Origin of the sequence: Streptomyces sp. NPDC060232, assembly GCF_042726555.1 — a bacterium.
Taxonomy (GTDB): domain Bacteria; phylum Actinomycetota; class Actinomycetes; order Streptomycetales; family Streptomycetaceae; genus Streptomyces.
Genome location: NZ_JBHXAG010000002.1, coordinates 1 through 12,630 on the forward strand (window position 1 = coordinate 1; position 12,630 = coordinate 12,630).

A 12,630-nucleotide genomic window follows, 5' to 3' on the forward strand; every position below is an offset into this window, starting at 1 on the left:
GGGGACGGGGAGGGGTGTCCCCGCAGGACGAGCGCGCAACCACCGAGCACAACCGAGAAGGCTAGTCACGCGCGAGCCGAGGAGACACCCCTGCCCGGCACCGCGACCGGCCCGCACCACTCCAGCCCCGCCGGCGTTTGAGGCGCGGGGCCTGGGGCGGAGCCCCAGCACACCGGCCCGGGGGCCGCCCCCGGACTGCCACCCGCCGCGGGAGCGGAAGGGCACACCGGCCCGCAGCCCGGACGGGTTGACCACTTTCCGCCGTTAGCCGGGACCGGCGAAAGGGCAGGGATGGACCGTCCGCCGGGGCGCCCCCGGCGGTGGGGTGGGGAGGAGTGCGGCGATGTGGCGTGCGATCACGAGCGGCTCCCCGCTGCCCGCGCCCGCCGCGCCCGCCGCCCCCGGGCCGGACACCGACCGCCGACAGGGAGCCGTGCCGCACCCCGCCCAAGGACCGGGCCCGGCCCAGCCGGCGCCCGCCGCCCGGCGTCCCGGCGGCGGCCCGCGGTCCGGTCCCGCCGCGCACGCGAGCCGGCACGCCCGCAACGCCCCCTGGCCGTACACCCGCCTCGATGTCGCCGCCGCGCGGGCCGCAGGCTATCCGCCGCATCCCATCCGGCAGTTCGTGCTCAAGACCCGCAGTCGCTGCAACCTCGCCTGCACCTACTGCTACGTCTACGAGATGGCCGACCAGGGCTGGCGCGACCAGCCCGTCGCCATGGCCCCCGCCACCGCCGCCCGCGCCGCCCAGCGGATCGCCGAGCACGCCGCCGCCCACGACCTGCCCCGGGTCGACCTGGTCCTGCACGGCGGCGAACCCCTCCTCACCGCCCCCGCCGCACTGGCCGCGCCCGTCGAAGCCGTACGGGCCGCCCTCGCCGCCACCGCCCCCCGCACCCGGATCACCGCCACCGTCCAGACCAACGGCACCCTGATCACCCGCGGCCGTCTCGCGGCCCTGGCCGCCGCCGGGATCCGTGTCGGCGTCAGCCTCGACGGAGGGCTGCCCACGCACAACACCCGCCGCGTGGACCACGCCGGACGCCCCGGCTTCGGCGCCGCCGCCCGCGGCCTGCGCCTGCTGGCCCGACATCCGCAGAGCTACGCCGGGGTGCTCTGCGTCGTCGACCTCGACCACGACCCGGTCGAGACGTACGAGTCCCTGCTCGCCTTCGCCCCGCCCGGCATCGGGCTGCTCCTGCCGCTCGCGAACTGGAGCGCCCCGCCCCCCGGCCACCACGCAGGCCGGACCCCGTACGCCGACTGGCTCCTCGCCGTCTTCGAGCGCTGGTGGCACGACGCGGAACGCCGCACCCGCATCCGGCTCTTCGAGGAGATCATCGCCCTGCTGCTCGGCCTGCCCGCCACCACCGAGACCCTCGGGCTCGCGCCCGCCGCCACCGCCGTCATCGAGACCGACGGCTCCATCGAACAGGCCGATTCGCTGAAATCCGCGTACGAGGGGGCCGCCGCCACCGGCATGGCCCTCGACACCCACAGCTTCGACCAGCTCCTCGAACACCCCGGCTTCGCCGCCCGCCAGCTCGGACGCGACGCGCTCGCCGCCGGATGCCGCGCCTGCGAACTGGTCGAGGTGTGCGGAGGCGGGCACTACCCGCACCGCTACCGCGCCGGCGAGGGCTTCCGGCAGCCGTCCGTCTACTGCGCCGACCTCCAGGTCCTCATCCGGCACATCGCCACCGCCGTGCAGCACGCCGCCACCACCGCCGGCCGCGGCCACGCCACCGCCGCCCACCCTCCGGCAGCCGCCTCATGACCGCCGCCCTCGCCGCCTTCGCCGTGTCGTCCCACACCCTGCGCGCCCTCGCCTCCACCGAGCCCTCCCCGGACGGCACCCGCCTGGTCCGCGACGTACGCCGCTCCAAGCGCCTGGTCCTGCTCCGCGCCGTCCTCGACGCCGCCCCCTGCGGCCGGTCCGGCCGGACCGCCGACCACTGGGCCCTGCTGGAGGAGGCCGAACGCCACGACCCGGCCGCCGTACGCGACGTACTGCACTACCCGGCCACCGGAGTATGGGCCGAGGAGACCCTGCGCCGGCTGCACGCCGCCTACGGCCCGCCGCCGGACCTCGCCCACCTCGGCGCCCTCGCCGCAGCCGCCGCCCTGCGCGCGGGGATCGCCTTCACCCACACCCTGCGGCCCGTACACGGCCGCCTCGTCCTGCCCACCCTCGGCCTGCTGCGCCCGGACCGCCCCGGCCCGCTCGTCCTCACCGAACGCTCCTGGGACCCCGAGGACCCCGCCACACTGCCCCTGCACGCACTGCCCGGAGGCCGTACCGCCCTCGACGACCTCGACCCCTACCGGGCCCCCGGCCCCGCGCAGCCCGCCCCCCTGCGCCCGGCCCGCCGCCTCACCCCCAAGGGCCACAAACGCTGGGACACCCAGTGGTCCGGCGCCCTCACCCTGCTCCAGCGCTACGACACCGTCCGCGCGGAGGAGACCGTACAGCTGCTGCGCTCCCTCGTACCGCTCGCCGGCGGCTCCCGCTCCAGCGGCGCCACCCTCCCCGCGGCCGCAGGCTCCGTACTGGCCCGCGCGCAGGCCCCGCCCGCGCTCGCCGCGACCCTCGTCCACGAGGTCCAGCACGGCAAACTCACCGCCCTCGCCGACGTCCTGACCCTGCACACCGCCGACGCGACACCCCGCCACTGGGCCCCCTGGCGCAGCGACCCCCGCCCGCTGGAGGGACTCCTGCACGGCGCCTACGCCCACCTGGCCCTCGCCGGATACTGGCAGCGCGCAGCCCTGTACGGCGCCCGCGGCGCATGGGCCCAGCACGCACGGATCCGGGCCCAGGTCGCCGCCGTCCTGCCCGTCCTGCGCGCGCAGGAGCAACTGACCACAGCGGGACGTGAGTTCACCGACGCGATGGCCGCCGCCGAACGGGCCATGGACGACCTCCCGCCCCCCGGCGACCAGCACGCCGCGGCCCGCCGGGCCGTCGACCGCGAACGCCGCGCCTGGTGCGAGGCGCACCCCGAACTCGCCCCGTTCGCACAGGTCTGACGGACCGTCCGCTGCGGTACCTTTTCAGTCCCGTCCACTGCCCGCAGCCCAGGGAGACGGCCGCATGACCACCGGTAGCCGGCAGGACCGCGAACGCGAATCGGCGCACCAGCCCCCACAACCTCCCCAGCCCCAGTCCCCGTCCCAGCAGCCGCAGCGCTTCGTCATCAGCTTCGCCGGCTTCAACCGCCCCTGGGCCGTGTGGATCGCCCACCGCCTGGAAGAACACGGCCACCGCGTCACCCTCCAGCGCTGGGACCCGCAGAACAGCCCCGGCCTCACCCAGGCCCTCGACGACCTCGCCCGCTCCGGCAGCCGCGTCCTCCTGGTCCTCAGCGAACGCTACTTCTCCGCAGGCACCCACACCGACCAGGAGTGGAACACCGCCCTGCGCGCCGTCACCGACGACCACCCCGACCGGTTCGCCGCCGTCTGCCTCACCGACGCCCCCCTGCCCAGCGCCGTCGCCGTCCTGGAGAAGACCGACCTGTGGGGCCTGGACGCGTACGAGGCCGAATACCGCGTGCTGCGCCGCCTGGAGCTCCCCACCGACCGCATCGGCACCGAAACCGGCCGCCGCGGCCCCCGCTTCCCCAACGACCCGCCCGAGATCTGGGGCCGCGTCCCGCGCCGCAACCCCCGCTTCACCGGCCGCAACGACGTCATCGGCACCCTGCGCCAGGCCCTCGCCGAAGCCCCGTCCGGTGCGTCCACCGTCACCCTGCTCGGCCTGTCCGGCGTCGGCAAGACACAGGTCGCCACCGAGTACGCCTACCGCTTCGCCTCCGAGTACGACATCGTCTGGTGGGTCCCCGCAGAGGACCGGCCCACCCTGCGCGAGCGCCTCGCCGACCTGGCCCCCGCACTCGGCCTCCCGCGCGGCGCCGGCAGCTACGGCGAGCAGATCCGGGCCGTCCTCGAAGCGCTGCGCCGGGGAGCCCCCTACGGCCGCTGGCTGATGGTCTTCGACGGCTGCGACAACCCCGACGACCTGATCGACCTGCTGCCCTCCGGCGGCGCCGGCGACGTCATCATCACCTCCCGCAACCGCGAATGGGCCGCCCGGCACACCAGCCTCGTCGAGGTACCCCTCTACGCCCGCCCCGAGTCGGTCACCTTCATCCGCCGCCGCGCCCTGCGCCTCACCGCCGACGAGGCCGACCAGCTCGCCGAGGCCCTGGAGGACTACCCCCTCGCCCTCGACCAGACCGCCGGCTGGCTCGCCGACTCACCGCTGCCCGTCGGCGACTACCTCGCCCTGCTCCAGCGCCGCATGGACTCCCGCGAGGCCGTCACCCTCTCCGAGGACTACCCGCTGCCCTTCCCCACGGCCCTCGCCATACTCCTCAACAACGTCCGGGAGAACTTCCCCGACGCCGTCGCCCTCCTGCGGCTCTTCGTCTTCTTCGCCCCCGGCCCCGTCCCGCTGCGCCTGCTGCGCGAGTTCCCCGCCGACGACGTGCCCGAACAGCTCGCCGGACTCATCAACGACCAGATCCGCTGGAACGCCGCCCTCAACAAGCTCGTCCAGTTCTCCGTCGTACGGCTGGAGTACTCCGACCTCCCCGTGGAGGAGGGCGGCGGCGGGCTGGAGACCGTACAGCTGCACCGTATGGTCCACGGCATCGTCCGCGAGAACCTCTCCGAGGACGAGGCCGAACCCCTCGCCCGGGCCGTCCGCCAGGTCCTCGCCGCCGCCGACCCCGGCCGGCCCTCCGACTCCCGGCTCTGGCCCCGCTACGCCGAACTCGTCCCCCACCTCACCCCCTCCGGGGTGATCACCAGCAGCAACCCGCGCATCCAGAACTTCCTGCTGCACTGCCTGCGCTACCTGATCCTCGCCGGGGAGTACCGCACCTGCCTGCGCCTGTGCGAGGAGACCGACCAGATCTGGCGGGCCCGGCTCGGCGAGGACCACCCCAAGGTCCGCGAGCTCAGCTACCAGTACGCCAACTCCCTGCGCAACCTCGGCCTGTTCCGCCGCGCCGAGATCCTCACCAGGACCGTCGCCGACCGGCTCACCGGCGAACGCGGCGACCAGGACCTGGAGAGCCTGCGCGCCACCAGTGCCTACGGCGGCGTCCTGCTGTGCATCGCCAAGTTCGAACCGGCCCGCGAGATCTTCGAGCACTGCCTGGCGACCTACCGCGAGCTGCTCGGCGAGGACGACTCCATCACCCTCGACGCCCAGAACAACCTCGCCGCCACCTACCGGCTGCTCGGCCGCTACCAGGACGCCTACGACCTGGACCTCGACACCCTGCGGCGCCGCGAACGCGTCCTGATGCCCCTGCACATCTCCACCCTCGCCTCCGGCATCGCCTGCGCCATGGGACTGCGCCTCATGGGCCGCTACCGCGAGGCCCAGACCCGGCAGGAGCAGGGCGTCAAGCTCAACACCCAGGTGCTCGGCCTCGGCCACCCCCAGACCCTGCGCGCCGAGCACAACCTCGGCCTGTGCCTGCGCCGCTCCGGCGACATCCCCGGCGCCGGCCTGCGGCTGCGGACGGTCTGGGAGCGGGCGACGCGGGTCTTCGGCGTGGATTACCCCTGGACGCTGATGGTCGCCTCCGACTACGCCACGTATCTGCGGGAGTACGGGGACATCGGCGAAGCCCGCCGCATCTCCGAGGACGTCGTCCGTGGCTACCAGTCGCAGCTCGGCCTCGCCCACCCGTACAGCATCGGCACCGTCGGCAACCTCGGCCTGGTCCTGCGCGCCCAGGGCGAACGCGCCGAGGGCCTCTCCCTCGCGGAACAGGCCCTCGTCGGCATGCGGGGCGCCCTCGGCGGCCGACACCCCTGGACGCTGGGCTGCGCCCTCAACGCCACCGGCCACCGCAACATCACCGGGCGGCTGGAGGACGCCCTGGACCTGAGCCGCGAGACCCTGCGCACGGCCGAGCACGTCCTGGGCCCCGACCACCCGATGACGCTGAGCGCCCAGATCGCCCTGGCGGCGGACCTGCGGTCCGTACGGGAGGACACGGAGGCCGGCAAACACGAGGACGCGGGCATCAAGGGCCTGACCCGCACCCTGGGCGCCCAACACGTCCACACGGTCTCGGCAAAGCAACGGGCCCGCCCGTACTGGGACTTCGAACCCCAGCCGTAGGGGGGGTACGGGAGCTTCAGCGGGGCGGGGCCTTCACCCCCGCGGCCCCCGCACTCCCGGGCGGTGGCTGCCCACCCGCCCCCCTGCGTCGGGGTGGTGGTGCGGGGGCGGGGTTTCGGCGGGGCGGGAGTCAGTGAGGTGCTGGGGGTTTCCCGGCAGCCCCATCGTCTCTCCGTGTCGTGCCGGTCCCTCAAGGGCGCTCGTTCCTCGCGTCGCTGCGCGATGGCCTCCGGCCACCCTTGACCGCCCGTCCCGCCCCGGAAATACGAGGACAGCCGGGAAGCCCCCAAAGGAACGGGCCGGACCTTCTTTTCAGGGACGGGCACATCAGCGATCAGCGGGGTGGTTGGGGGAGCGCGTCAGATCGCTACGCGCTTCTCGACCACGCGTCCGCAGCCCGCCTGGGGCTGGTCAGGTGCGTTGACCCGGGTGGAGTTCGGCTGACTCGATGTTGTCGACGGCGGTGGAGAACTCGCGGCCGGAGGGGCCCCGGATGTAGGCCAGTTCCACCCAGTGGGGGTGGACCGAGTTCGAGACGTCCTCGTTGATCACGGCCATGAGTTCGCCCTCGATGCCGGATGCGATATCGCGTACACGGCGGCGCAGCAGGTGATGAGGCAGGTATTCGTACCGGTCAGTCATCCGATGCTTCCTCGAAGGAAGATACGAATCGCTCCCATCCCATGCGGGCGCGTTCGAGGAGTGTCTGACTGAGCGCGGGCACCTGACTCGGGCCGGAGGCGGACGAGGCTGTTTGGAGATCGGGTGTCATGTCGGAGACTTCCGGGATCGGGGGCGTTTTGGTTTCCCTGCACACACAAAGGATTCAGTGACTTTCCGTGCAGGGGCGATATCCGAGCGGTAATCTCACCGTGAGATGTTTTTCCATCTCGCAGGCGGATGACGGGAACTGGTCGACCGTGGGCACATCGCTCTTGCCGACGTCCCTGCCGGAGTGGGCGTGGGAACGTGCAGACGTACGACAGGCCCTTCGTGCGCGCGACGTGGGTGCTGTCTTTCGATACGTGCAGCAATACAGCGGAGCCAGTCAGGCGCGTATCGCTGCGGCGGTGGGCATGACACAGGCCCGCGTGAACGAGATCATCAACCGGCGCCGTGAGGTGTCTCGCCTCGATGTGTACGAGCGGATCGCGGACGGTCTCAACATGCCCGATGACGCTCGGCACCTTCTCGGCTTGGCGGCCGGCCGTGAGAGGCGTTCCGGTGGAGCTGCCTTCGACCTCGCCGCGTTCCCCGAAGTGGTGCGGGTGTACTCCGCGCAAGCCTCTGCGCGGGAGGAGATCCAGCAGCAGGTCCAGGGAGCGGAGGAGTTGGACATTCTCGCCGTGCGTGGGTTGGGCTTGATCGGGCTGAATGATTCGATGTTGCGTGCCCATCTCGGGAGGGACGGCAGACTCCGGGTTCGGGTGCTGTTACTGGATCCCGAGGCGCCTGCGCTCGCCTTGCGTGCCGCCGAGATCGGCGAGTCGGCGGAGTCGCTCGCCAGCGGTGTGCGACTGGCTGAAGCCCGACTTCGTGAGCTGTCGGGGATCTGCGACGTCGAGGTGTACCGGTACGCCATGCTGCCGACGTGGCGGTTGATCCGGGCCGACTCCACCTTGTTCGTCGGGGCGTTCGACGCGGGTTGGGAGGGGCACGAGTCTGCCACCTACAAAGTGATGGAGACGCCGCACGGCCCGCTGTTCAGGGGCTTTCGGCGCATGTTCGAGGCAGTCGTCAGGGGTGCCCAGCGTACGGTTTGAGAGGGGACATGCTGATGATCGAAGCGGAGCTGAAGGCGTGCGTGCAGGCGCCGGAAGAGACGCTGCGCCGACTGGATGAGCGGGCCGTAGGCCGAGCCGAGGTGTATCAGGACACCTACTACGACACGGTGGACGGAGAGCTGGAAGGCCGGGACGAAGAGCTACGGGTCAGAACGGTGCACGCGGCTGACGAGACCCGGACGCTCCTCACGTACAAGGGCGCTCCGGTGGACGAAGATTCCGGGTCGAAGCCAGAGCATGAGACGCGTGTAGCGGACGCCTCGGCGGTGCATGCAATGCTGCGCGGCCTCGGGTACGTACCGACTGTGGCGTTGGAGAAGAGGTGCCGGAACTACTCCTTCGAGGCTCGGGGGCGCCAGATGCTCGCCACTCTCGTCCGCGTGCCCGAGCTCGACGGGACGTTCCTGGAGCTGGAGACCTTGGTCGAGGAGAGGGATGTATCAAGGGCCCTTGAAGATGTCCGCGAAGTTCTCGTCGAGCTCGGTATCGAGGCGGATGATCTGACGCGCCAGCAGTACACCGATGCCGTCAAGGCGCGCCGCGATGGAACTGCGGGTGTGTGACCTCGGCTGAGACGGGTGCGGGATATTCACGGCTGTCCTTCGTAGTTCCGGGGCGGGACGGGAGCGGTCGCCCGGACAGCCGGAAGGCCCGGCCCCCGAGGGGGCCGGGCCTTCCGTGTGCTGCTGGGGCGATCAGGCCTCGAAGACCTCGTTGATCAGCTGCTGCTGCTCCGCCTGGTGGCGCTTCGCGGAGCCCACCGCCGGGGACGAGCCGTGCGGGCGCGAGATGCGCCGCAGGCGCTCGCCCGCCGGGACCTCCGCGCCGACCGCCAGGTCGAGGTGGTCGATCAGGTTCAGCGCGATGAACGGCCACGCGCCCTGGTTCGCCGGCTCCTCCTGGGCCCAGAGGTACTTCGCCGCGTTCGGGAACTTGGCGATCTCGGCCTGGAGCTCCGCACCCGGGAGCGGGTACAGGCGCTCGATGCGGATGATCGCGGTGTCCGTGATGCCGCGCTTCTCGCGCTCGGCCTCCAGGTCGTAGTAGACCTTGCCGGCGCAGAAGACGACCTTGCGGACCGCGTTCGGGTCCACCGTGCTGTCGCCGATGACCGGACGGAACGAACCGGTCGTGAACTCCTCCGCCTTCGACGCCGCGGCCTTCAGGCGCAGCATCGACTTCGGCGTGAAGACGATGAGCGGCTTGTGGTGCGGGTTGTGGACCTGCCAGCGCAGCAGGTGGAAGTAGTTCGACGGCAGGGTCGGCATCGCGACCGTCATGTTGTCCTGCGCGCACATCTGGAGGAAGCGCTCCGGGCGGGCGGACGAGTGGTCCGGGCCCTGGCCCTCGTAGCCGTGCGGCAGCAGCAGCGTGACGCCGGAGGTCTGGCCCCACTTCTGCTCGGCCGAGGAGATGAACTCGTCGACGACGGTCTGCGCGCCGTTGACGAAGTCGCCGAACTGCGCCTCCCACAGCACCAGCGCGTCCGGACGGGCCAGCGAGTAGCCGTACTCGAAGCCCATGGCCGCGTACTCGGAGAGCAGCGAGTCGTAGACGTTGTAGCGGGCCTGGTCGTCGGACAGGTAGAGCAGCGGGGTGTAGTCCTCGCCGGTCTCCCGGTCGATGAGGACCGCGTGGCGCTGGCCGAAGGTGCCGCGGCGGGAGTCCTGGCCGGACAGCCGGACCGGGGTGCCCTCCATCAGCAGCGAACCGAAGGCCAGGGTCTCGCCCATGCCCCAGTCGATGGTGCCCTCGTCGATCATCGCCGCGCGGCGCTGCAGCTGCGGCAGCAGACGCGGGTGGACGGTGACGCCCTCGGGGATGGCGACCTGGGACTCGGCGATCCGCTTGACGACGTCCTGCGAGATCGCGGTGTTCACCGCGACCGGGAAGACGGCGGACGTGCCCGGGGCGGCCGGCGCCGCGACCGCGGGCTGCGTGGCGGCCTCGCGGACCTCCGCGAAGACCTTCTCCAGCTGGCCCTGGAAGTCCTGGAGCGCCTGCTCGGCCTCTTCCAGCGTGATGTCGCCGCGACCGATGAGGGACTCGGTGTACAGCTTGCGCACCGAGCGCTTCTTGTCGATCAGGTCGTACATCAGCGGCTGCGTGAAGGCCGGGTTGTCGGACTCGTTGTGGCCGCGGCGGCGGTAGCAGATGAGGTCGATGACCACGTCCTTGTTGAACGCCTGGCGGAACTCGAAGGCCAGACGCGCGACGCGGACCACGGCCTCGGGGTCGTCGCCGTTCACGTGGAAGATCGGAGCCTCGATCATGCGGGCCACGTCGGTGGCGTACATCGACGAACGCGAGGACTCCGGGGCGGCGGTGAAGCCGACCTGGTTGTTGATGACCACGTGCACGGTGCCGCCGGTGCGGTAGCCGCGCAGCTGCGACATGTTCAGCGTCTCGGCGACGACGCCCTGGCCGGCGAAGGCCGCGTCGCCGTGGAGCGCGAGCGGGAGGACCGTGAAGTCCGTGCCGCCCTTGTTGATGACGTCCTGCTTGGCGCGGGCGACACCCTCCAGGACCGGGTCGACGGCCTCCAGGTGGGAGGGGTTCGCGACGAGCGAGACCTTGATCTGCTCGCCGTCCAGGCCGGTGAAGGTGCCCTCGGCGCCCAGGTGGTACTTGACGTCGCCGGAGCCGTGCATGGACTTCGGGTCGAGGTTGCCCTCGAACTCGCGGAAGATCTGCGCGTACGACTTGCCGACGATGTTCGCCAGGACGTTCAGGCGGCCGCGGTGGGCCATGCCGATGACGACCTCTTCGAGGCGGGCCTCGGCGGCCGAGTCGATGACGGCGTCGAGCAGCGGGATGACGGACTCGCCGCCCTCCAGGGAGAAGCGCTTCTGGCCGACGTACTTCGTCTGCAGAAAGGTCTCGAAGGCCTCGGCGGCGTTCAGGCGGCGCAGGATGCGCAGCTGCTCCTCGCGCTCCGGCTTGGTGTGCGGGCGCTCGATGCGGTCCTGGATCCAGCGGCGCTGCTTGGGGTCCTGGATGTGCATGAACTCGACGCCGGTGGTGCGGCAGTACGAGTCGCGCAGCACGCCGAGGATGTCGCGCAGCTTCATCATCGACTTGCCGGAGAAGCCGCCGACGGCGAACTCGCGCTCCAGGTCCCACAGGGTGAGGCCGTGCTCGGTGATGTCGAGGTCGGGGTGCTTGCGCTGCTTGTACTCCAGCGGGTCGGTGTCGGCCATGACGTGGCCGCGGACCCGGTAGGAGTGGATCAGCTCGAAGACGCGGGCGGCCTTCGTGACGTCGTCGTCATGGCTGGCGTCGATGTCGCGGTTCCAGCGGACCGGCTCGTACGGGATGCGCAGCGACTCGAAGACGGAGTCGTAGAAGTCGTTCTCGCCGAGGAGCAGGTTCGCGACGATGCGCAGGAACTCGCCGGAGGCCGCGCCCTGGATGACCCGGTGGTCGTAGGTCGAGGTCAGGGTCATGACCTTGGAGATGCCCAGCTTGTTCAGGGTGTCCTGCGAGGTGCCCTGGAACTCGGCGGGGTAGTCCATGGAGCCGACGCCCATGATGACCGACTGTCCGGGCATCAGGCGGGGCACGGAGTGGACGGTGCCCAGGCCGCCGGGGTTGGTGAGGGAGCACGTCACACCGGTGAAGTCGTCCATCGTCAGCTTGCCGACGCGGGCGCGGCGGACGATGTCCTCGTAGGCCTGCCAGAAGTCGAAGAAGCTGAGGGTTTCGGCCTTCTTGATGCCGGCGACGACGAGCTGGCGGTCGCCGTTGGGCTTCACGAGGTCGATGGCGAGGCCGAAGTTCACGTGGTCGGGCTTGACCAGGGTCGGCTTGCCGTCCTTCTCCGCGAAGGAGTGGTTCATCGACGGCATGGCCTTGATGGCCTGCACCATCGCGTAGCCGATGAGGTGCGTGAAGGAGATCTTCCCGCCCCGGGCCCGCTTGAGGTGGTTGTTGATGACGATGCGGTTGTCGAACAGCAGCTTCACCGGGACGGCGCGGACGGACGTGGCCGTCGGGACGTCGAGGGAGGCGTTCATGTTCTTCGCGACGGCTGCCGCCGGGCCGCGGAGCGTCACCAGTTCGGGGCCCGCGGGGGCCTCGCTGGGGGGCGCGGCCTTCTGCGGGGCTACGGAGGCGGGGGCGGGCGCGGCCGGTGCGGCGGCCGGGGCCTGGGAGGTGACAGTCACAGCAGGGGCACCAGAGGGGATGGCAGGAGCAGGGGCAGGAGCTGACACAGGCGGAGGAGTCGGCGTCGCGGAGGGCGCGGGCGCGGCGTCCGCCGCCCCCGTGGCGGCGTCGGCGGCCTGCGGGGTCCTGGCGACGGCGGTGGCGGCCTGTGCGGAGGCGCCGTCCGTCGGCGTGGACTTCTCGGTACCGGCCGACGTCACCGGAGCGGCAACGCCCCCCGGCTTGTAGTCGGCGAAGAAGTCCCACCAGGCCCGGTCGACCGATTGCGGGTCCTGGAGGTACTGCTGATAGATCTCGTCGACGAGCCACTCATTCGCGCCGAAGCCTGAGGCAGGGTTCTTCCCGCCCTCTGCTGCGTCGGTCGTGGTGCTCGGGTTACTGGGGGACTGTGGCGACACGGCGGCAACCGCCCTCTTCCGCTTCACAAGGTATGGACAGCGGGAATAAAGGCTACGCCTCCTCGGCCGCTGCATGCAGGCCGGGCGGGACTTACGTCGCGTAGGTCACATCGAACGGCGGGTTTCGTGACGTGGA

7 protein-coding genes are annotated in these 12,630 nt (G+C 71.4%); 5 read left to right on the forward strand and 2 right to left on the reverse strand.

The window, feature by feature from the left end:
• Positions 1 to 343: 343 nt before the first annotated feature.
• The 3 genes from ACFWFZ_RS04110 (at position 344) to fxsT (ending at position 6,145) form a co-directional block, all read left to right on the forward strand.
• On the forward strand, positions 344 to 1,777 hold the full coding sequence (locus tag ACFWFZ_RS04110; RefSeq protein WP_387116342.1) for an FxsB family cyclophane-forming radical SAM/SPASM peptide maturase: 1,434 nt from the start codon (positions 344 to 346) through the stop codon (positions 1,775 to 1,777).
• Entirely contained in the window at positions 1,774 to 3,030 is a 1,257-nt protein-coding gene (locus ACFWFZ_RS04115; protein WP_387116345.1) for an HEXXH motif domain-containing protein, read from the forward strand. The genes ACFWFZ_RS04110 and ACFWFZ_RS04115 overlap by 4 nt, the downstream gene beginning before the upstream one ends.
• Positions 3,031 to 3,094: 64 nt before the next feature.
• Positions 3,095 to 6,145, forward strand: coding sequence for an FxSxx-COOH system tetratricopeptide repeat protein (gene fxsT, locus ACFWFZ_RS04120; RefSeq protein WP_387116347.1), 3,051 nt, complete (start codon positions 3,095 to 3,097; stop codon positions 6,143 to 6,145).
• Between the two features lie 411 nt (positions 6,146 to 6,556).
• Here the strand turns inward: fxsT and ACFWFZ_RS04125 are convergent, their stop codons facing one another.
• The gene (locus ACFWFZ_RS04125; RefSeq protein ID WP_387116350.1) at positions 6,557 to 6,787 is read right to left on the reverse strand and encodes a hypothetical protein; all 231 of its coding nucleotides are present in this window, start codon (positions 6,785 to 6,787) and stop codon (positions 6,557 to 6,559) included.
• Between the two features lie 362 nt (positions 6,788 to 7,149).
• On the opposite strand from ACFWFZ_RS04125, the gene ACFWFZ_RS04130 reads away from it, so the two are divergent.
• On the forward strand, positions 7,150 to 7,908 hold the full coding sequence (locus tag ACFWFZ_RS04130) for a helix-turn-helix domain-containing protein (protein ID WP_387117280.1): 759 nt from the start codon (positions 7,150 to 7,152) through the stop codon (positions 7,906 to 7,908).
• A gap of 14 nt (positions 7,909 to 7,922) precedes the next feature.
• Complete coding sequence (gene cyaB / locus ACFWFZ_RS04135) at positions 7,923 to 8,492, forward strand: class IV adenylate cyclase (RefSeq protein WP_387117283.1); 570 nt, start codon at positions 7,923 to 7,925, stop codon at positions 8,490 to 8,492.
• Positions 8,493 to 8,624: 132 nt separating this feature from the next.
• Here the strand turns inward: cyaB and ACFWFZ_RS04140 are convergent, their stop codons facing one another.
• The gene (locus ACFWFZ_RS04140; RefSeq protein WP_387116352.1) at positions 8,625 to 12,494 is read right to left on the reverse strand and encodes a multifunctional oxoglutarate decarboxylase/oxoglutarate dehydrogenase thiamine pyrophosphate-binding subunit/dihydrolipoyllysine-residue succinyltransferase subunit; all 3,870 of its coding nucleotides are present in this window, start codon (positions 12,492 to 12,494) and stop codon (positions 8,625 to 8,627) included.
• Positions 12,495 to 12,630: the final 136 nt, after the last annotated feature.

What these genes read in the sequence shown, in the direction of transcription:
- ACFWFZ_RS04110 (WP_387116342.1), top strand. Translation starts at nt 344, where the DNA reads ATGTGGCGTGCGATCACGAGCGGCTCCCCGCTGCCCGCGCCCGCCGCG.
- ACFWFZ_RS04115 (WP_387116345.1), top strand. Translation starts at nt 1,774, where the DNA reads ATGACCGCCGCCCTCGCCGCCTTCGCCGTGTCGTCCCACACCCTGCGC.
- fxsT (WP_387116347.1), top strand. Translation starts at nt 3,095, where the DNA reads ATGACCACCGGTAGCCGGCAGGACCGCGAACGCGAATCGGCGCACCAG.
- ACFWFZ_RS04125 (WP_387116350.1), bottom strand. Translation starts at nt 6,787, where the DNA reads ATGACTGACCGGTACGAATACCTGCCTCATCACCTGCTGCGCCGCCGT.
- cyaB (WP_387117283.1), top strand. Translation starts at nt 7,923, where the DNA reads ATGATCGAAGCGGAGCTGAAGGCGTGCGTGCAGGCGCCGGAAGAGACG.